This window comes from Microbacterium sp. MEC084, assembly GCF_004514465.2.
Lineage (GTDB): Bacteria > Actinomycetota > Actinomycetes > Actinomycetales > Microbacteriaceae > Microbacterium.
Genome location: NZ_MYFP02000013.1, coordinates 26,968 through 46,701, shown reverse-complemented (window position 1 = coordinate 46,701; position 19,734 = coordinate 26,968). Strand labels below are relative to the sequence as shown.

20 protein-coding genes and 1 pseudogene are annotated in these 19,734 nt (G+C 68.7%); 18 read left to right on the top strand and 3 right to left on the bottom strand.

Translation table 11 applies throughout. The features are described 5' to 3' along the window. Positions 1 to 174: 174 nt before the first annotated feature. Both B5M43_RS11175 and B5M43_RS11170 read left to right on the top strand, forming a co-directional pair. Positions 175 to 651: a hypothetical protein gene (locus tag B5M43_RS11175; RefSeq protein WP_134745461.1), complete on the top strand. Its 477-nt coding sequence runs from the start codon at positions 175 to 177 to the stop codon at positions 649 to 651. A 13-nt stretch (positions 652 to 664) separates the two neighbouring features. Then, on the top strand, positions 665 to 970 hold the full coding sequence (locus tag B5M43_RS11170) for a hypothetical protein (RefSeq protein WP_134745462.1): 306 nt from the start codon (positions 665 to 667) through the stop codon (positions 968 to 970). Between the two features lie 156 nt (positions 971 to 1,126). Here B5M43_RS11170 and B5M43_RS11165 read toward each other — a convergent pair whose 3' ends face one another. Then, the gene (locus tag B5M43_RS11165; protein ID WP_082542860.1) at positions 1,127 to 1,621 is read right to left on the bottom strand and encodes a LysR family substrate-binding domain-containing protein; all 495 of its coding nucleotides are present in this window, start codon (positions 1,619 to 1,621) and stop codon (positions 1,127 to 1,129) included. A 236-nt stretch (positions 1,622 to 1,857) separates the two neighbouring features. After that, positions 1,858 to 2,028, bottom strand: a pseudogene (locus B5M43_RS15450) (LysR family transcriptional regulator); the annotation flags it as partial. Between the two features lie 232 nt (positions 2,029 to 2,260). Here B5M43_RS15450 and B5M43_RS11160 point away from each other — a divergent pair. The 5 genes from B5M43_RS11160 to B5M43_RS11140 all read left to right on the top strand — a co-directional run bounded on the left by B5M43_RS11160 (position 2,261) and on the right by B5M43_RS11140 (position 7,265). Continuing rightward, the gene (locus B5M43_RS11160) at positions 2,261 to 3,871 is read left to right on the top strand and encodes an ABC transporter substrate-binding protein (protein WP_055987610.1); all 1,611 of its coding nucleotides are present in this window, start codon (positions 2,261 to 2,263) and stop codon (positions 3,869 to 3,871) included. 85 nt (positions 3,872 to 3,956) lie between these two features. Then, positions 3,957 to 4,940 carry an ABC transporter permease gene (locus tag B5M43_RS11155; RefSeq protein ID WP_200941023.1) on the top strand — a complete coding sequence of 328 codons (984 nt, stop codon included), beginning with the start codon at positions 3,957 to 3,959 and terminating at the stop codon, positions 4,938 to 4,940. 2 nt (positions 4,941 to 4,942) lie between these two features. Beyond that, positions 4,943 to 5,806 (top strand): ABC transporter permease, encoded by an 864-nt coding sequence (locus B5M43_RS11150; protein ID WP_055988164.1) that lies wholly within the window; start codon positions 4,943 to 4,945, stop codon positions 5,804 to 5,806. Beyond that, positions 5,803 to 6,654 (top strand): ATP-binding cassette domain-containing protein, encoded by an 852-nt coding sequence (locus tag B5M43_RS11145; RefSeq protein WP_055987613.1) that lies wholly within the window; start codon positions 5,803 to 5,805, stop codon positions 6,652 to 6,654. The genes B5M43_RS11150 and B5M43_RS11145 overlap by 4 nt, the downstream gene beginning before the upstream one ends. Beyond that, on the top strand, positions 6,651 to 7,265 hold the full coding sequence (locus B5M43_RS11140; protein ID WP_055987615.1) for an ABC transporter ATP-binding protein: 615 nt from the start codon (positions 6,651 to 6,653) through the stop codon (positions 7,263 to 7,265). Before B5M43_RS11145 ends, B5M43_RS11140 begins: the two co-directional genes overlap by 4 nt. 124 nt (positions 7,266 to 7,389) lie before the next feature. Here B5M43_RS11140 and B5M43_RS11135 read toward each other — a convergent pair whose 3' ends face one another. Further along, positions 7,390 to 7,890 carry a Fur family transcriptional regulator gene (locus B5M43_RS11135; RefSeq protein WP_055987618.1) on the bottom strand — a complete coding sequence of 167 codons (501 nt, stop codon included), beginning with the start codon at positions 7,888 to 7,890 and terminating at the stop codon, positions 7,390 to 7,392. A 271-nt stretch (positions 7,891 to 8,161) separates the two neighbouring features. Between B5M43_RS11135 and B5M43_RS11130 the strand changes: the two genes are divergently transcribed. From B5M43_RS11130 to B5M43_RS11080, 11 genes are all read left to right on the top strand, one after another. Further along, entirely contained in the window at positions 8,162 to 9,409 is a 1,248-nt protein-coding gene (locus tag B5M43_RS11130) for a cupin domain-containing protein (RefSeq protein ID WP_134745463.1), read from the top strand. Continuing rightward, complete coding sequence (locus B5M43_RS11125) at positions 9,396 to 10,934, top strand: ethanolamine ammonia-lyase reactivating factor EutA (protein ID WP_055987622.1); 1,539 nt, start codon at positions 9,396 to 9,398, stop codon at positions 10,932 to 10,934. The genes B5M43_RS11130 and B5M43_RS11125 overlap by 14 nt, the downstream gene beginning before the upstream one ends. A gap of 70 nt (positions 10,935 to 11,004) precedes the next feature. Beyond that, the gene (locus B5M43_RS11120; protein WP_134745464.1) at positions 11,005 to 12,102 is read left to right on the top strand and encodes an ABC transporter substrate-binding protein; all 1,098 of its coding nucleotides are present in this window, start codon (positions 11,005 to 11,007) and stop codon (positions 12,100 to 12,102) included. Positions 12,103 to 12,213: 111 nt separating this feature from the next. After that, positions 12,214 to 13,083, top strand: coding sequence for a MoxR family ATPase (locus B5M43_RS11115; RefSeq protein ID WP_055987626.1), 870 nt, complete (start codon positions 12,214 to 12,216; stop codon positions 13,081 to 13,083). 16 nt (positions 13,084 to 13,099) lie between these two features. After that, a complete protein-coding gene (locus tag B5M43_RS11110) occupies positions 13,100 to 14,479 on the top strand; it encodes a VWA domain-containing protein (RefSeq protein WP_055987628.1) in 1,380 nt (459 codons plus the stop codon). Between the two features lie 112 nt (positions 14,480 to 14,591). Further along, the gene (locus B5M43_RS11105) at positions 14,592 to 15,512 is read left to right on the top strand and encodes a hydantoinase/oxoprolinase N-terminal domain-containing protein (protein WP_134745465.1); all 921 of its coding nucleotides are present in this window, start codon (positions 14,592 to 14,594) and stop codon (positions 15,510 to 15,512) included. A gap of 69 nt (positions 15,513 to 15,581) precedes the next feature. Next, the gene (locus tag B5M43_RS11100) at positions 15,582 to 16,214 is read left to right on the top strand and encodes a cysteine hydrolase family protein (RefSeq protein WP_055987632.1); all 633 of its coding nucleotides are present in this window, start codon (positions 15,582 to 15,584) and stop codon (positions 16,212 to 16,214) included. Continuing rightward, positions 16,211 to 16,873: an isochorismatase family protein gene (locus B5M43_RS11095; RefSeq protein WP_055987634.1), complete on the top strand. Its 663-nt coding sequence runs from the start codon at positions 16,211 to 16,213 to the stop codon at positions 16,871 to 16,873. The genes B5M43_RS11100 and B5M43_RS11095 overlap by 4 nt, the downstream gene beginning before the upstream one ends. Next, the gene (locus B5M43_RS11090; protein ID WP_055987637.1) at positions 16,870 to 17,466 is read left to right on the top strand and encodes a cysteine hydrolase family protein; all 597 of its coding nucleotides are present in this window, start codon (positions 16,870 to 16,872) and stop codon (positions 17,464 to 17,466) included. Before B5M43_RS11095 ends, B5M43_RS11090 begins: the two co-directional genes overlap by 4 nt. Continuing rightward, the gene (locus B5M43_RS11085) at positions 17,463 to 18,551 is read left to right on the top strand and encodes an ABC transporter substrate-binding protein (protein ID WP_134745466.1); all 1,089 of its coding nucleotides are present in this window, start codon (positions 17,463 to 17,465) and stop codon (positions 18,549 to 18,551) included. The genes B5M43_RS11090 and B5M43_RS11085 overlap by 4 nt, the downstream gene beginning before the upstream one ends. Positions 18,552 to 18,672: 121 nt before the next feature. After that, positions 18,673 to 19,671 carry a cupin domain-containing protein gene (locus B5M43_RS11080; RefSeq protein ID WP_134745467.1) on the top strand — a complete coding sequence of 333 codons (999 nt, stop codon included), beginning with the start codon at positions 18,673 to 18,675 and terminating at the stop codon, positions 19,669 to 19,671. The last annotated feature ends 63 nt before the right edge of the window (positions 19,672 to 19,734 follow it).

The following is a 19,734-nucleotide window of genomic DNA, read 5'->3' as shown; positions in this document are numbered from 1 at the left end:
CGCCCAGGTCGCTCATAGCCCGGCCTGAGATATCCGACGAAGGGAACAAGGAGGTCCCCATTGCTGAGACATCGTTTCGTATCCGGCGCGGCGTCGGTCGCCTTGATCGCAGCGACCGTCCTGGGTGCTCACACCCTCAGCGCGCAGAAGGCGCCGGCTCAGACCGTCGCCGGCATGGTCGCTGACGACGGCCCACCCGCGCCCACGTTCGTGCAGTTCTCGCCCAGTGCGGTGAAGGGCGCGCTCTACTACCCGGATGCGTCGGCGCACCCGGATCCTTCAGTCGCCGTCATCGCAATGCACCGCAACTCGAACTACATGTCGCACATCAGCACCGGGGAGCTGCCGGCGCGTGGCTTCGTGGTGCTGGGAATGAACCCCGTGTGCGACAACAACGAAGCAGCCTGCGCGCCGTGGGAAGACAACGCGCTGGCCGTCAAGCAGGGCATCGAGTACCTGCGTGACTTTCCTGGCATCCAGAAGGTCGTCCTTCTGGGGCACAGCGGTGGCGGACCCACCATGAAGCCGGACCGTTCGGATCCAGTTCGCGGGGACGGACATGAGCGCCCACATGTCGGTCTTCGCTCCCAGGACATACAAGAAGGGGCACCGTCACGGCCCCGGTCGCGCGATCCTGATCCCGAAGGGTGAGGGGTACTCGCTGATGTGGAAGGAGGGCGAGGAGAAGGTCGTAGTGCGCTGGCAGGAGGGGTCGATGTTCGTGCCCCCGAACCGGTGGTTCCACCAGCACTTCAACGTGGGCGCCGAACCTGCGCGGTATCTGGCCATTCACCCGCCGATTCAGCTCAATGGGTATACCGAGAAGGTCGTCAACAAAAATGATCAGGTCGAGTACGTCGACGAGGACCCGTCGATCAGAGCCATGTTCGAGAGCGAACTCGGGCAACGCGGGCTCAAGACGCTGATGCCTGACGAGGTGTACACGGATCCGGACTTCGCCTGGAGATGAGGCCGGATGATCTCTGGGAGATCGCGCGGCACCGGAGACCGCTCGCGACCCGATGGTGCTCCTTCACCTCGGTTCGCGGGTTGCCGCCACGTGGGCGGCGTGGCGGACTGACCCGGCGGTGCTCCTTCACCGCCGGGTCAGTCCCGTGAAGCCGGCTCAGGTCAGGAGCAGCTCATCTTCGCGGGCGGCGAGGTCGCTGAGCAGACGCACAGCGGGTTCGACGGCGGGGTTGGTGATGTCCGCCCGGTAGGCGAGGACGAGTTCCAGCGGGGGCGCGTCGGGGACCTCGCGGAGGGTGATGCCCCGCAGCGCGAAGGACTGTGCGCCACCGGGCACCATCGCGATCCCCATGCCGGCCGCGACCAATGCCATGATCACGGTCGTCTCCCAGCAGAGGTGCGCTCGCTTCGGCTCGAAGCCGGCGTCCCGGCACAGCCTGGTGGCGGCGGCATTGATGAGCGAATGCTTCGCTCGGTAGGCGATCCACGCCTCGTCCTTCAGGTCGCGCAATCTCAGGTTCGGCTGATGAGCCAGGGGATGAGCGGCCGGGAATGCCAGGAGCAGCGGCTCCTTGGCGAACGGGACCGTCGCGAGGTCCGAACCCACGGCGGGAGGGCGCAGGAGCCCGATGTCGAGCGCGCCCGTGCGCAGTGCTCACACTGCTGTGGCGTGAGCATCTCCACTCGGAATGACAGGTCGACCCCCGTGAGCGCCGTCCTGAGTGTCTGGGCCATCCGTGGGAGGTAGGCGAAGCCCGACGTCCCGGTGAACCCGAGACCCAGCTTGCCGGCCGCGCCCGTGGAGAATCGCCGGATCGCCAGCGTGGCCCCATGCAGCCTGCTCAGGATCTGCGCAGCCTCCTCCTGCAGCCAGAGTCCCGCCGGGGTCAGTGTGACCCGTCGAGTCGTGCGGTGGAAGAGCACCACGTTGAGCTCGGCCTCCAATTGGCGCATGGCCTGAGACAGCGCGGAGGGCGTCACGTGCAATGTCTGGGCGGCGTGCCCGAAGTGGCAGGTCTCTGCCAAGACCGAAAAATAGCGAAGCTGTCGTGAATCCATGCATTCTCCCCATCGCGACGCTGCGATCGACCTGGATCTCCGTTGGGTCCCGCTCCGGGTGCCCGGCCCTGGGCACGTGCCCTGGCGTAGATTCTGGCACGCGTGGCCCTGTTTTGGTCTGATGTTTAGTTTTTCGCTTGTCTTGCGACTGAATCGCGTCTAGCCTTCAGGAAGGCTCGAGCGAGACCCGTGCGCCCGCGGCCGATTCCATCCCGTCGTCGTGAGGAAATCCATGCGCAGACCAGCCCTCGCCGCGCTCGCGGTCACCGCCCTGATGGTCCTCGGCGTCACCGGTTGCGCCTCGGGCTCCGGGGGCGGCGCCACGGCCGAGCACGCGGGATCTGAGCTGCGCCTCGCCATCGGGGGCGAGCCTGAAGATGGCTTCGACCCCACGCTCGGCTGGGGCCGGTACGGATCTCCGCTGTTCCAGTCGACGCTGCTGAAGCTCGATGCCGGCATGAACATCGTGAGCGACCTCGCCACCGACTATGAGGTGAGCGAGGACGGGCTCACGTGGACGCTGCACCTGCGCGACGACGCCCACTTCTCCGACGGGACGCCGGTCACCGCCGACGACGTCGCCTACACCTTCCTCACCGCGAAGGAGAGTCCCGGCCTGACCTCCGTGGCGGGCCTCGCCGACGCCCAGGCCGTCGACGATCAGACGGTCGTGATGACGCTCGAGAAGCCGCAGAGCACCTTCGTCTACCGCCTCACGTCGCTCGGGATCGTGCCGAAGACCGCGCACGAGGCAGACGGCTACGCGCAGCACCCGATCGGATCGGGCCCGTTCACGCTCGTGCAATGGGACCAGGGTCAGCAGCTCATCGTGGAGCGCAACGAGAACTACTACGGCACCAAACCCGAGTTCGAGCGGATCGTGTTCGTCTTCACCGACGAGGACGGCACCCTCGCCTCGGCGCGCGCCGGCGAGCTCGACATGGCAGGCGTGTCCTCGTCGCTCGTCACCGGCGACATCGCGGGCATGAAGCTCGTGGACGTGCCCTCCATCGACAACCGCGGAGTGAGCCTGCCGACCGTGCCGGACGAGGGTAAGACGACCGACGCCGGTGCGCCGATCGGCAACGACGTCACCTCCGACCTCGCCGTGCGACGCGCCCTCAACATCGGTGCCGACCGCCAGAGCCTGGTCGACGGAGTGCTGAACGGATACGGATCGCCCGCGAGCGGCCCTGTGGACGGCGCGCCCTGGCACAACCCCGACTCGGCGATCGAGGACAACCGCCCGGACGAGGCCAGGGCCATGCTCGAGGAGGCCGGCTGGATCGATTCGGATGACGACGGGATCCGCGAGAAGGGCGGCATCACCGCGCGATTCGAGCTCCTCTACCCCGCGGGCGACTCGGTGCGCGAGGGCATCGCGCTCGCGTTCGCCGACCAGATCCGCCCGCTCGGCATCGACATCGAGGTCGTGAGCGCCACGTGGGACGAGATCTACCAGCGCCAGCACGCCGACGCGGTGCTGTTCGGCTGGGGCGCGCATGACCCGACCGAGATGTACAACCTCTACAGCGCGCATCTCGCGGGCATCGAGAGCTGGAACCCCGGCTTCTACGACAACCCCGCCGTACAGGCGCACCTCGATGCGGCAATGAGCAGCACTGACCCCGAGGCCGCCAACGAGGAGTGGAAGGCCGCCCAGCTCGACAGCGCGGGCAACGGCTTCACGGCCAAGGGCGACGCGGCCTGGGCGTGGCTGGTGAATGTCGACCACACCTATTACGTCAGCGAGTGCCTCGACCTCGGCACCCCGCAGACCGAGCCACACGGGCACGGCTGGCCGATCACGGCGGGCATCGAATCGTGGAAGTGGACGTGCTGACGCACGCCCGCGGCGAGAGGGCCGTCGCGGCATGAGCCGGATGGCGGCGGCACAGAATCCGGGCGTCCGGCCTGGGCGGATGCAGATGCCCTGGTTCGCATTCGCGGGGCGTCGTCTCGTCCGACTCGTGCTGCTGCTGGGGGCGGTCGCGGTCGCCTCCTTCAGCCTGATGATGGCGTCACCCGTCGACCCGGTGCAGGCCTACATCGGGGCCGAGACGGCGAAGATCGGGCCCGAGCAGCGCGCGCAGATCGCCGAGGCATGGGGCTTCGATCGCCCGCCCGTCGAGCGGTTCTTCGCCTGGCTCGGCCACGTCGTGCAGGGCGAACTCGGCACGTCGATCGTGTTCAATCAGCCCGTCGCGCAGGTGATCGGCGACCGCTTCGCTGTGAGCCTTGTGCTGCTGGGGGCCGCGTGGCTGCTCTCGGGGGTCCTGGGCTTCGCGATGGGTGTCGCGGCGGGCCTCAACCGCGGGCGCTGGATCGACCGCGTGCTCACCTGGTGGTCGTACACGCTCGCCTCGGCGCCGACCTTCTGGGTCGGTCTGCTGCTGCTGTACGTGTTCGCCGTCTGGCTGCAGGTCGCGCCCGCGTGCTGCGCGGCGCCGGTCGGGGTGCTCGCGGGCGACGTCACCGTGCTGCAGCGCCTGCAGCACCTGATCCTGCCCGCCCTGACACTCAGCCTCGTAGGCGTCGCGCCGATCGTGATGCATACCCGGCAGGCCGTGATCGAACTGCTCGGCAGCGAACACATCGCGTTCGCCCGCGCACAGGGTGAGCGCGGCTGGGGGCTGATCCGTCACCGGATTCTGCGGGGCGCGAGCGTGCCGGCGGTGATCCTGTCGTTCGCGTCGTTCGGCGAGCTGTTCGGCGGCGCCGTGCTCGCCGAGCAGGTGTTCGCGTATCCCGGTCTGGGACAGGCCACGACCACGGCCGCGCTGCGTCAGGACGTGCCGCTGCTCCTCGGGATCGCCCTGTTCACCACCGTGTTCGTCTTCGTCGGCAACCTGCTCGGAGACATCGCGCACCGCCTGATCGACCCGCGCGTGAAGCTGGTGGAGCCGCGATGACCATGACCGACACCCAGGCCGTCGCCGTCGCGCCTTCCGGACGTGGGCTGAGGGATCGCCGCTTCCGCGTGCTGCTTCACCTCTGCGTGGGCGTCATCGTCGTCGCGGCCGTGATCATCGCCAGCGGCTTCGCGCAGCAGGCCGCCGACACCACGCACCTCGACGCGGTCAACCAGGCGCCGTCGTGGGAGCACTGGTTCGGCACCGACCGGCTCGGCCGCGACATGCTCGCGCGCACGCTCGTCGGCCTGCGGCTGAGTCTCGTCGTCGGCACGACGGCCGCGCTGATGTCGAGCATCATCGCGTTGACCCTCGCGGCTGCCGCGGTCTCTCTCGGCCGGTCGGTCGCGACCGCGGTCGACTGGCTCGTCGACTTCGTCCTGGCTCTGCCGCACCTCGTGCTGCTGATCCTCATCGCGTTCGCGATGGGCGGCGGCACCCACGCCGTCATCCTCGCCGTCGGTCTCAGCCACTGGCCGACGCTCACCCGCGTGCTGCGCACGCAGGCCAAGCAGGTGATCGCGTCGGATTTCGTCTCGGTCTCGCGCGGGCTCGGCACGCCGCGGCTGACGGTGATCCGGCGCCACCTGGCGCCCCACCTGCTGCCCCACTTCCTGGTGGGCACCGTGCTCGTCTTCCCCCACGCCATCCTGCACGAGGCCGCGCTGTCGTTCCTCGGATTCGGGATCGACGCCACGCAGCCCGCCATCGGCAACATCCTCGCCGAGTCGATGACGCTGCTGTCGGCGGGCATGTGGTGGCTGGCCGTGCTGCCCGGCGTGTGCCTGCTGGCCATCGTCAAGCTGATCGACTCCACCGGCGAGAACCTCCGTTCCGTCACCGATCCGAGGAGCTACCACCTATGAGCGCTTCCCTCACCGACACCGCCGTCCTCGACGTCGAGCACCTGCAGATCTCGTTCAGTCAGTACGGCAGGGGCCTGCGGCGGCGCACCGTCACGCCCGTCGTCGACATGTCACTCGACGTCGGGGCGGGGGAGGTCGTCGCCGTGATCGGCGCGAGCGGGGCCGGCAAGAGCCTCGTCGGCCTCGCCGTGATGGGCCTGCTGCCGCTCAACGCACACGAGTCGGGATCCGTGCGATTCCGGGGGCGGGCGGTCGACGCGGGGGAGCGCCGTGCGCTCGCCGGCCGGCGGATGGCGCTGCTGCCGCAGTCGCCCGCGCACCTGGACCCGCTCATGCGTGTGGGCGCCCAGGTGGCGCGCGCCGCCCGTCTGGCGGGCCTGCCCGATCCGGATTCCGCCGCCCGGGCCGCCCTCGAGCGCCGGGGCCTGGCCGCGCGCGTCGACCGGCTCTTCCCGCACGAGCTCTCGGGCGGAATGGCCCGCCGCGTGCTGTTCGCGATGGCGACGCTGGGTGAGCCCGAGCTGATCTTCGCCGATGAGCCCACGCCGGGACTCGACCCGGCGAGCGCCGCCGAGGTGATCGACGACATCCGCTCGCTCGCTGACGCGGGATCCGCCGTGGTGCTCGTCAGCCACGACATCTCGATCGCCCTGCCGGTCGCGGACCGCGTCGTGGTCGTGCGCCGCGGGCGCACCATCGAGTCGGCGTCGCCCGAGCAGTTCTCCGGCGACGGATCGCGGCTGGCGCACCCGTACTCGCGCGAACTGTGGCGCGCTCTGCCGCAGCAGGACTTCGCGCTTCCCGGGCGTCGCTCCCTCGCGGGTGTCAGCCTCGGGCGCGCCGCATGACGGCACCGGCCGACGAGCCGCTGCGCGGCACCGACCTGTGGTTCGGCTACGACGGCGAGCAGGTGCTGCGCGGCGCGAGCATCGCGATCGAACCGGGTGAGGTCGTCGCGCTGTGGGGGCCGAGCGGCTGCGGCAAGAGCACGCTCGGCAAGGTGCTCGCCGGCTGGCACAAGCCCGACCGCGGCGAGGTCAGCGGGCCACCCGCCACCGGACGCGCGCGCCCGACGCAGCTCGTGCTGCAGCACTCGGGGCGCGCGATGAACCCGCGATGGAAGATCCGCGAGGTGCTCGCCGAGGGCGGGTCCGACCTCGACGAGGTGCTGCGCACCCGGCTGGTGCGATCCGAATGGCTCGACGCGTTCTCGCACGAGTTGAGCGGCGGCCAGCTGCAGCGCGTGAACCTGGCGCGCGCGCTGCTGGCGAAGCCTCGCCACGTGATCGCAGACGAGATCACCGCGAGCCTCGATCCGATCACGCAGGCGCAGATCTGGCAGATCCTGCTCGACGGCGTGCGCCGCGACGGAATCGGCGTGCTGGCGATCTCGCACGACCGGGCCCTGCTGGACCGCGTAGCCGACCGGATCGTGGCGATGGACGACATCAACGCCTGACCCCGAGGTCGCCGGCGCCCGCCGTGCGTTCGGCGGCGCGCGATCCGCAGCGAGTGTGACCTCTGAACCGCATGCTGTGACTCCAGGTTCGCAGTCCGCCGCCGGCTCTGCGTTCGGCACGGCGTCATCTCGACGCGGCACACGCCGCGCAGATGCCCACCAGCACGGAGGCGCGCAGATTCACCCGGAACGCGGTCTCGTCGGCCACATGATCGCGGGCCTCACGAAACGCCTCGCGGGGGAGCGCCTCGACGCGGCCGCACTGCTGGCATCGCGCGTGGAGGTGGTCGTGTCGGGCAGCGACGACGGCCAGGTGATAGCCCGTGCCCTCGTCCATGCGCGATGCGGAGACGAGGCCCAGCGCAGCGAGCTTGTCGAGCGTGCGGAACACCGTCGCCCGGTGGACGTCGGGGAGCGCACCTCCGACCTGCTCCGCAGTGAGGTGTGCGTGTTCGGCCGCGAGCACGCGCAGCACGGCGACGCGGGGCGACGTGATCCTCTCGCCCATGCCTCGCAGCGCCTCGAGGGCCGCCGCCAGCGCGCCGTCTGCGTTCTGGCTGTGCAGTTCGGAATGGCCCACGACATCGACGGATGAGGCCTCCGCGCCGGGATAGTCCCGTGTCATGGCACCAGCCGCTCCGGGGAATCTTCGCGGGCAGGGTCCATGCGGCGCACGGGCCCGTGATCGACAGGCGGGAGCCGAGGAGGGAGGAACCGATCGCGCATCACACCACCCAGCCTTTCAGAACCTCCGACGTCTGGGACCGGCGGCGACCGGTCGCCGTATGCTTGCAAAGGGTATAACGTTCATATTGAGCGACGTTGCTCCGACAGCTTCGACTGCAGAGACGCAGCGCCACTCCATCGACGTCCCCGTGCCGCTTGGAGGCTGAATCATGTCCGACGACGAGAAGAAGATCGCCTGGCAGGAGCCGGCGGGTCAGCAGACGCGCGCCGGCTTCGGTGATTTCACCAAGAAGCCCACGCCCTACGACCTCTTCATGGAGTCCGAGGGCATCCCCGTCTTCCGTGGCCTGGGCGTGCGCACCGTCGCGGACCTGCCTCGCGAGGACTGGGCTCGCAAGGGCGGTCGCGGGAGCTACATCCAGACCTACGGAACCGAGACCAAGTGGGGTCACTTCGTGGTCGAGGTGCCGGCCGGCGGCGCGCTCAACCCCGAGAAGCACATGTTCGAGGAGATCTACCTCGTCGTGGAGGGGCGCGGCACCGTCGAGGTGTGGCAGGAGGGTGACGTCAACAAGCACACCTTCGAGTGGCAGAAGGGGTCGATGTTCTCGATCCCGATCAACGCGTGGTTCCGCATCGTCAACGCCACCTCGAAGCCGGCTCTCCTGATGGGCGGCAACACCGCGCCGAACGTGCTGAACCAGCTGAACAACGTCGAGGCCGTCTACAACAACCCGTTCGTGTTCCGCGACCGTTTCAGCGGCGCAGACGACTTCTACGCCTACAACGAGGAGATCGAGGCCGACCCGGTGCGAGGTCTCGCCATGCGCCGCACCAACTTCATCCCCGACGCGGTCAACTGCGATCTGCCGCTCGACAACCGCCGCTCGCCCGGCTACCGCCGCGTCGAGCCGTACATGACCAGGAACCAGTTCTACTTCTGGATCGGTCAGCACGAGAACGGCCGCTACTCGAAGGCGCATGCGCACACCTCGGCCGCCATCCTGATCTGCCTCAAGGGCAAGGGATACACCTACACGTGGCCCGAGCACCTCGGCCCCACCCCGTGGCTCGACGGCAACGGCGACCAGGTGCAGCGCCTCGACTACGAGCCCTTCGGCTTCATCACCGCGGCACCGGGCGGGCAGCGCTGGTACCACCAGCACTTCTCGGTCTCCAAGGACCCGTTCCGCCTCACAGCGTGGTTCGGCCCGCACAACCCGGGTCGCGACCCCGGCGCGCCGGGATCGAAGCACACGGACTACACCGCCCGCGAGCTGCACGAGGGTGGCACCGCGATCGCCTACTGGCAGGAGGATCCGCACATCCGCGCCGAGTACGAGGCGCAGCTGGCGGAGAACGGCGTCGAGTCGCGCATGAAGGACGAGTGGTTCGAGCAACCCGCCGATGTCGAGTGGGACGTGCGGAGCCGGCGGATGGCCGATGGGATTCAGTGACCCCTCGGCGCTGACGCCCCTCGACCACGAGGGGGGCAGGTTCTTCTCCGGATCCGGTTCGATGGTCGAGGAGGAGGACGAGATCCGTCTCGTCAGCGTGGGCGTGGACATCGGATCCTCCACGACGCACATGGTGCTCTCGCGGATCGTGCTCGAGCGCCGCGACAACCGCTACATCGTCACGCGACGCGAGGTGACGCACGAGTCGGAGGTGCTTCTGACGCCGTACAGCGATCCGGAGACACTGGATCGCGACGCGCTCGCGGCCTTCTTCGAGCGCCAGTACGCTGCGGCGGGCGTCACCCCCGACGAGATCGACACCGGCGCGCTGATCATGACCGGCGTGGCCGTGCGCCGCACCAACTCGCGGATCATCGCCGACGTCTTCAGCGAACTCGCCGGTCGCTTCGTGTCGGTGAGCGCCGGCGACGCCCTCGAGACGCAGCTGTCGGCCTACGGATCGGGCGCGGTGGATCGCTCGAGGGATCAGGGTCGGACGATGAACGTCGACATCGGCGGCGGCACGTCGAAGATCGCCCTCTGCGAGTCCGGCGAGGTGATCGCGCTGACTGCCATCGACGTCGGCGCGCGCATCGTGGCCTTCGACGCCGAAGGGCGCGTCGTGCGCGTCGAGGAGGCCGCACGTCGGCTGGCGGACGAGGTCGGCCTCGGGCTCGCGCTCGGCGAGGTCCCCGAGGCGGGCGGGCTCAGTCGTCTCGTCGAGCGCATGGCCGACCACGTGTTCGCAGCCATGCAGCCCGGCGTCACCGCTCCCGAGACCGCCGCCCTGCTGCGCCTCGATCCGCTGCCGGCCGGCGCCCTGCCCGACACGTTCTCGTTCTCGGGTGGCGTCGCCGAGTACGTATACGGCCGTGACAGTGTGGATCACGGTGACCTCGGCCCGCGCCTGGCGGCCGCGATCCGTGCGCGCGTCGACGGCTGGGACCCGCGGCTGGAGGCGGCGGAGCAGGGGATCCGCGCGACTGTGGTCGGCGCCTCGCAGTACACCGTGCAGGTGAGCGGCACCACGATCTTCGTGGAGCCGACATCGCTGCTGCCCGTGCGCAACGTGCCGGTGCTCATGCCGCACCTGCCGCTCGACGCCGAGGAGCTCGACGCCCTCGCCATCGCCGGAGCCGTGCGGGCCGGCCTGACGCACTTCGCCGAAATGCCCCAGGATCAGCCCATCGCGCTGTGCTACCGCTGGCGAGGACTGGCCACCTTCGGCCGCCTCGATGCGTTCTGTCGCGGCGTGGTCGCGGGCATGGCGGACCATCTCGCGGCCGGTCAGCCGCTGGTGCTCGTCGGCGACGGCGACGTGGGCGGTCTGGTCGGCATCCACATCAACGAGGAGCTCGACGCTCCGCGCCCTGTGATCTCGATCGACGGTCTCGACCTTCAGGCGTTCGACTTCATCGATGTCGGCGAGCTGCTGCCCGCCACGGGCGCTGTGCCGGTGGTGATCAAGTCACTGGTGTTCCCGACGTCGGCGGCGCTCGGCCGAGAGGCCATGGCGACCGTCTGACTCGATCATCCGACACCTGTCGGATGATCGTCCCTCTCACACTGCAATCACACTCATCAAGGGAGATGACATGCGAAAGCCCATCCTGGGTCTGGTCGGCGCGGCAGCGCTCGCCCTCGTCCTCACCGGTTGCGGAGGTGCCGGCGTCGCCGCCGGCGCGGCCGCGGGCGGTTCAGAGAAGACGGCGGCAACGGCCATCTACGACGAGATCAACGCTCTCGAAGGTCAGGAGCGTCACGACCGTCTCGTGGAACTGGCTGAGGAGGAAGGCCGGCTCAACCTCTACACGTCGAACACCGACATGGACTCGATCGTCGAGGCGTTCGAGGCGGAGTACGACATCGACGTGCAGCCGACGCGAGGCAACTCGGAGACGGTGCTGCAGAAGCTGGTCGCCGAAGGCAAGTCGGGACAGACCAGCGTCGACCTCGTCGAGACGAATTCGGGTGAGCTGAACATCCTGCACCAGCAGGGCTTCTTCTACGAGTACGAGAGCGAGTACCGCGATGCGGTACGCGAGGAGGGTCAGATGGACGGCTGGACCGCCGACCGCTTCAACGCCTTCGTCGTCGGCTGGAACACCGACTCGGTCGACCCGGCCGAGCTCCCCGCGGAGATCAAGGACTTCGCCGACCCGAAGTGGAAAGGTCTCATCACCCTCGAGATCGGCGACGTCGACTGGTACGCCGCCGTCACCCAATACTACCTCGACCAGGGGATGAGCCAGGAGGAGGTCGACGCGATGTGGGAGGGCATCGCGGCCAACGCCTCCGTCGAGAAGGGCCACAGCGCGATGGGCGACCTGCTTGCCGCCGGCAAGCTGAAGATCACGCTCTCGATCTACCAGCACACCATCGACGGCGCGGCCGCCGAGGACGGCGCCCCCGTCGCGTGGCAGGATGGCGACAAGCATGTCACCCCGGTCGTCATCCGCCCGAACGGCGCCGGCCTGATGGCCGGTGCGCAGCACCCCGCGGCCGCGATGCTGTTCATGGACTTCCTGCTGACCAAGGGCCAGGAGGCGATCGTGTCGGACTACCGCGTCGGCTCGGTCGAGTCGGCCGAGGACTCGCTCGCGGGCATCGAGACGATCTCGGTTCCGGAGGATGAGATGCTGGACAACCTCGAGTACTGGGACGAGAAGTACCGCGCGCTGGTGGGGGGCTGACCCGCGCTCAGCGTTCGCGGCCACGAACGGGCAAGACGCCGGCCGCGTGCGTCGGCCGGCGTCTCGCGGCATCCGGCTCGTCGATGAGGTCTCCGTCTGGAAGGTGCAGTTATGACACGGACGTCATGGTTCCGCTCTGCGGAGCACGTGGTCGACGCGCTGGGCGCGGCCGGCTATCTCGCCGACGAGGTGGCGGCCACCACGGTCTTCCTCGCCGATGCGCTCGGCAAGCCGGTGCTCGTCGAGGGCCCGGCGGGCGTCGGCAAGACCGAGCTCGCCAAGGCGATCGCTCGCGCCGCCGGCGCCGAGCTGATCCGCCTGCAGTGCTACGAGGGGCTCGATGAGGCCCGCGCCCTGTACGAGTGGAACTACAAGAAGCAGCTGCTGCGCATCCAGGCCGCGGGGGAGCAGTCCTGGGACGCGACGCAGGACGACATCTTCAGCGAGAGCTTCCTGCTCGAGCGTCCGCTGCTCTCGGCCATCCGACGTGAGGGCCCGACCGTGCTGCTGATCGACGAGGTCGACAAGACCGACGTCGAGGTCGAGGGCCTGCTGCTCGAGGTGCTCGGCGACTTCCAGGTCACGGTGCCCGAGCTCGGCACCATCACGGCGGTGCAGCGACCGCTCGTGGTGCTCACATCCAACGCGGCGCGCGAGCTGTCGGAGGCGCTCAAGCGCCGCTGTCTCTACCTGCACCTCGGCTACCCGGGCCCGCAGCGCGAGCGGGAGATCCTGCTGAGCCACGTTCCCGAGATCGGCGAGCGGCTGGCCGAGCAGGTGGTCGATGCGGTCGCGCGCCTGCGGCAGCTCGAGCTGCGCAAGGCTCCATCGATCGCCGAGTCGGTCGACTGGGCGCGCACGCTGATCGCCCTCGAGCTCGACACGCTCGACGAGGACGCCATCATGCAGACGCTCGGCGCGGTGCTCAAGCACGTGTCGGATCAGGATCGTGCGCGCCGCGAACTCGTGACGTCGCGCTGATGAAGCGATCGCGCTGATGGCTCTCCTCGAGCGGCACCTCGAATTCGTCGACGCATTGCGCAGGGCCGGCGTGCCGGTCTCGATGACCGAGGATCTCGACGCGATCGCGGCGCTCTCGCTCGTGTCGCTTCGCGACCGCGACACGGTACGCGAGGCCTACGCCGCGACCATCGTGAAGCGGCAGCTGCAGCGGCCGACGTTCGACGCGCTCTTCGACATCTACTTCCCGCGCCGCGTCGGCGACGGCGCTCGCGGCATGCCGACGCCGGAGGGCGAGCTCGACACGCCCGTGGGCGACAACCTCGACGTGCTCGAGACCATGCGCCGCCGCATCGAGCGGGCGCTGCGCGACTCGGACCTCGATGATCAGCTGCTGCGGCAGCTCGCGGCCGACGCGGTGGGTCGCTTCGGGAGCGACCCGAACCGTGCGGATGGGGCGCCCAGCTGGTCGATGTACGAGACGCTGCAGCGCCTCGACGTGCAGGGGGTCGTGAACCGCCTGATCGAGCGGCTGCTCAGCGAGGGCACGGACGCCTCGGTTGCCGACACGCTCGCGCAACGGCGCATGTCACGGTTCATCCAGGCGGTCAGCGACGACATCGACCGCCGCCGGAACGAGCGGCAGTCGTCCGAGCGGCGGGCGACCGAGACCGTGCGGCCGGTGCTCGACAGGCTGGCCTTCTCGGCGGCGCGTCATGCCGACCTGGTGGCGATGCGACGCGAGATCCAGCCGCTCGCGCGCCGCCTGGCGACCCGGCTCGCGCGCGAGAGACGCGCGCTCGGCGGTGGCCCGCTGCACTTCCGGCGCACGATCCGCGCCGCGATGGGGACGGGTGGCGTGCCCTTGACGACCCACCACCGGCCGAAGCGCCCGCACCGCACGGATCTCGTGGTGCTGTGCGACATCAGCGGGTCGGTCGCCGACTTCGCGCACTTCACGCTGATGTTCGTGTTCGCCCTGCGCGAGGTGTTCCATGGTCTGCGCGCTTTCACCTTCGTCGACGGGATCGCCGAGGTGACCGACCGGTTCCGCCCCGGCGCCGACGCGGCGGAGGTGATGGCCGAACTCGCCGGCAGCACCCGGGAGGCGCTGCTTGCTGGGCGCAGCGACTACGGGAAGGTGTTCGAGCGCTTCGTGGCCGAGCACGCCGACGCCCTCGGGGCGAAGACGACGCTGCTCGTGCTGGGGGACGCGCGGTCGAACTACTCGGCGCTCGGCGAGGAGGCCGTCGAAGCGATGGTCGGCAAGGTCAAGCACGCATTCTGGCTCAACCCGGAGCCGCGGCAGGACTGGGGGATCGGCGACTCGGCCGCGCATCAGTACGCGCAACTCATCGAGATGGTCGAGTGCCGCAACCTCGAGCAGCTGGGTGCGTTCGTGCACGATCTCCTGTGAAGGACTCATCTGCCTTGTCGATAGATCGTAGCAGCACGTTCGAGAAAAATACTTGACCGAGGCCTGACCATCCTATTGACTGACCACAGTCAACGATGATGGAAGGTGGCCGATGCCGAACTACCGCCTGACAGTCGATACCGGGGGCACGTTCTCCGACTTCGTGCTGTTGAACGAGGAGACCGGCGAGCACCGCGTGCTGAAGGTGCCTTCGACACCGGACGACCCAGGGCGGGCCATCCTCGACGGCTTGGACGTGCTGGCGAAGGACGGCGTGAAGGCCAGCGACATCGTCTTCTTCTGCCACGGCACGACGGTCGCGACCAACGCGCTGCTGGAGGAGAAGGGGGCGACGGTCGGCCTGGTGGTGACCAAGGGCTTCCGCGGCATCTACGAGACGCAGGAGCAGAGCCGCCCCTACGGGCCGGCGGTCTTCGACCTGAAGTACAGCAGGCCGCCCCTGCTGGCGCCGGGCCGCCGCACGGCCGAGGTGACCGAGCGCATCGGCGCGGAGTACGAGGGCATGCTCTCGATGGAGATCAACGAGGTCGACTGGTTCATGGCCCTGTACGAGCACTATCTCGAGCAGGGCATGAGCGAGGACGAGGTGATGGAGATCTTCAAGGGCATCGCCGCCAACTCGGTCATGGTCGACGGTCACGCCACGCAGATGGACCAGCTCGCGGCCGGGCAGTACGCGGTCGCGATGTCGACGTACGACTACCAGACCGCAGGCATCGCGGCGACGGGCGCTCCGCTCGATTACGAGCCGCTCGTCGAGCCCGTGGTGCAGCGGCCGAACGGCGTCGCGCTGCTGAACAGCGCGCCCCACCCCGCGGCTGCCTACCTCTTCTACATGTGGATCCTCACGGATGGACAGGAGGTGCTCCGCGAGGCGGGCCTGCGATCGTCGCTCGAGGCGGAGGCGGACGACGGCCTGCAGGGTGTCGAGACCCTGTTCGTCGACCCCAGCGAGCTCGTGGAGCAGTACGACCACTACGAGCAGCTGTACGCCGAGGTCACCGGACGGTGATCGACGCAGGACGGAGGCGGGCTCCGCGCACCGCGCGCCCGGCTCCGTCCTGAGGCAGAGAGAGAGAACATGCAACGACCCGCAGTGCCGCCCACGACCTACGACCCGCAGCGCACGGGCCTGATCGTCTTCGACATGCTCGAGGCGTACCGCGCGCCGATCGAAGCGGCCGGAACCCAGAAGACCACCGCGCGGCTGATCGCGGCCTGCCGCACGGTCGGCGTGCCCATCTTCTACGCGCGCGCCGACCACCGCATCGACGGCGCCGACTTCGCGCGCAGCATCGCCGACACCGACGCCTCCTTCCGCCCGTGGACGACGGAGCACCCGGCGAAGCATCACCCGCCGTACGACAGCGGATCAGTGCAGTACCAGGTGCTTGCCGAGCTCGCGCCGCAGCCGGGCGACTACGACGTGCCCAAGCACCGCTGGAATGCATTCCACGGCACGCACCTCGAGCTGTCGCTGCGCAGTCGCGACATCGACACGATCCTGCTCGTCGGCGGATCCACGCACGTCGGCATCGCGTCCACCGCGTACTCGGCGCGCGACAAGGACTTCCAGGTGACCGTCGTCGAGGACTGCTGCCACGGCTACGAGGAGCAGCGCGAGTTCTTCATGCGCAAGGTGTTCCCGCGCATGGTGAACGTGCGCACGCTCGACCAGGTGATCGCAGGGCTCGGCATCGAGGAGGGCTCATGAAGCGCTGGCTCGAGAACGTGCCGGAGGACGAACGCGCGAAGATGCGCGCGAGCGCGATGGAGCTCGGTGGGAAGACCGCGCTCATCGTCGTCGACGTCACGTTCGGCTTCACCGGATCGGAGGGCCTCTCGCAGGAGGAGGCGAGCAGGGAGTACTCGACCGCGGCGGGTCCGCGCGCGTGGGAGGCGATGCCGACCATCGCCCGTCTGATCGAGCTGGCCCGCAGCAAGGGGGCGCGGGTCGTCTACACGCGCTCGAGCGCGAACGACCAGCAGTTCGCCGGCAACGCGACCAAGAAGGAGCGCACGGGCACCAAGCTGACGGCGGACTTCGGCGACTTCCCCGACGCCATCGCCCCTCTCGAGAGCGAGTGGGTGCTCGAGAAGTCGAAGGCGAGCGCGTTCTTCCAGACCCCGCTGTCGGTCTACCTCGTGCGCGAGGGGATCGAGTCGGTCATCGTGTGCGGCGTGTCGACCTCCGGGTGCGTCCGCGCGACGACGGTCGACGCGTGCTCGAACGGCTACCGCACGTTCGTGGTCGACGACGCGTGCTTCGACCGATCCTGGTTCGCGCACTGCAACAACCTGTTCGACATGAGCATGAAGTACGCCGACGTGATGTCGCTCGACGACCTCGTGGAGAAGTGGAACGCGACATGAGGCCCGCCCTCCTGGTCGTCGACGTCACGTATGGCTTCACCGGGGCCGAGTCGCCCGGTGACACCGGGGTGGGCGCCTGGGAGGCGATGCCGACGATCGCCTCGGCCATCGGCCTCTTCCGCGACCGAGGGCTGCCGGTGGTGTTCACCCGCGCCGACACGGACGGTCAGCGATTCACCGGCCGCGCGAGCGCGCGGCGCGGACCCGGGCGCACCACGGTGCCGGACGACTTCGGCGACTTCCCGGCGGCGATCGCGCCGCGCGACGATGAGTGGGTGCTCGCGAAGACGCGCGCGAGCCCGTTCGTCGCCACGCCGCTGCCCGTCTACCTGACGCGGGAGCGGATCGACACCGTCGTGATCTGCGGCGGGCTCACGTCCGCGTGCATCCGCGCGACGGCCACCGACGCGACCTCGAGCGGTCGCGATGCGATCGTGATCGCGGATGCGTGCTTCGACCGTGCGCGGCCGGCGCACGACGGCACGCTTGAGACCCTCGGCGCCACGTACGCCGAGGTGCTCACGCTCGACACCCTGGCCAGCACGGTGCTGGCGCAGAAGCCTCTGCAGGCGACATCGAAGGAGACACCATGAACAAGCGGATGCCGGCGGTCGCCAGCGGCCTGGCGACCATCACGATCCTGCTCGCGGGCTGCGGCGGAGCACCCACCGTGCAGGCCGGGGCTGAGGTCGACACCGAGGCGGCCGTGTTCGACGAGATCGCGGGCCTGACGGGTCAGGAGCGCACCGACCGGCTCGTGGAGCTCGCCGAGGAGGAGGGGGCGCTGACCATCTACACCTCGAACACCGACGTGGATCCGATGATCGCGGCGTTCGAGGAGGCGTACGACATCGAGGTCGAGGCGACCCGCGCCAACTCCGAGACCGTGCTGCAGAAGATCATGTCGGAGAATGCCGCAGGCAGCCTGAACGTCGATGTCGTCGACAACAACTTCAACGAGAACAACGTGATGGCCCAGGCCGGCCTGTTCGCCGACTACGAGAGCGAGTACCGCGACGCCGTGCCCGAGGAGGGCCGCTTCGACGGCTGGACATCGACCTACGTCAACGCGTTCGTCGTGGGGTGGAACACGGACAACATCGACGGCTCGACGCTGCCGGACGATCTCGCCGGGTTCGCTGATCCGAAGTGGAAGGGCAAGATCGCGTTCGAGATCGGCGACGTCGACTGGTACGCGGCCGTGTCGCGGTACTACCTCGATCAGGGCCTGAGCGAGGCGGAGGTCGACGAGATGTGGGCCGCGCTCGCCGCGAACGGCACGTTCGAGAAGGGGCACAGCGCGATGGGCGACATGCTCGCGTCGGGCAAGATCGACATCGCCCTGTCCATCTACCAGCACAACGTCGACGGGACCGCCGCCGACCAGGGCGCCCCGGTCGCATGGAAGCACGGCGAGAAGGTCGTGGCTCCGGTCGTGACCCGTCCGAACGGGGCGGGGATCCTCGCGTCGGCAGAGCACCCCGCGGCCGCGATCCTGTTCATGGACTGGATGCTGTCGGATGGGCAGGACCTGTGGCCCGACGTGCACCGGATCGGATCCGTGCCGCGCGACGACAGCCCGATCGCCGGCATGGAGACCGTCGCGGTGCCGCTGGAGGAGATGACGGAGAACTACGAGTTCTGGGACGACAAGTACCGCGACCTCGTCGGCGGCTGATCCGTGGAGATTTCTTCGCCGCCCCCCGGGCCTTTAGGCTATTGTTTAGACCGTTCCCCCTCATAGGCGAGGTGCTGTGGCTCCTGCCAGGTGAGGTCCTCTCCCCAATTGGAGGAAATAGATGGCAAAGAAGTTGCGCACCTTCGTTCGCGGCCTGGATTCCGCAACGTACGGTCTGAATGAGTTCCGCCAGCAGCAGCTCTCGTACAACCGCGTGCGAAACGACGAGTACGTCACCGACGACGCCAAGGTCGGTCACTCCGGTGACAGTGAGAAGTCGCGGACCTGGTGGCGCATCGGGCCCGGTGACGAGGAGTTCCTGACCCAGACGATCCACGTCCACTTCGTCGAGCTGCCGCCGCAGTCCTCCAACCACGGGCATGGCCACCAGAACGAGGCGGCCTTCTACATCCTCGAGGGCAAGGGCTACGAGATCCACGACGACCAGCGCTACGACTGGAAGAAGGACGACCTCGTCTACGTGCACACCGACTCGGTGCACCGTCACTTCAACCCGTACGACGAGAAGGCCGTCGCGCTGGTCGTCAAGGCGAAGAGCACCTGGATGTTCATGGGCCTGATCCAGCAGGGTCGCTCGGGCCCCATCGACCGCCCGGAGGAGTTCGGCGAGCGCGAGGAGTGGGGCCGCATCTGGACGCCCGGCGTGCTCGACCGCAAGAAGGTCGTCGGCGTCGAGGACACGACCTGGGAGGTCACGCCACTCGGCAACCAGCGCATCATCGCCTCGAAGGAGAAGACGGACGGCCGCATCTTCTCGACCGACTCGTACGAGCTGCAGATCGACGCGGGCTCGCGCTCGGGCAAGTACTGGAAGATGGCCGACGAGGTCTTCTACGCACTCAAGGGCAGCGGTCATTTCCTGATGTGGGAGGTCGAAGCCGAGATCGCGGAGAAGTACTACGCGCGCATCGCGCTCGAGCCGAAGCGCTTCGACTTCGTCCAGGGTGACACGATCTACGTGCCCCAGAACCACGTGGTGCAGATCTTCGCCGGCGATGGTGAGGAGGTGCGTCTCTTCCAGTCGGAGAACCGCATCTTCAAGCACCTCGGCTACGACAACATCCACTTCTTCGAGGACGCCCCGAACTACAAGGGATGATCGCGTCGATCGCCACGATCTGACCCGCATGTGTCACCCCCGGTCGTCGTCTCGGCGCCGGGG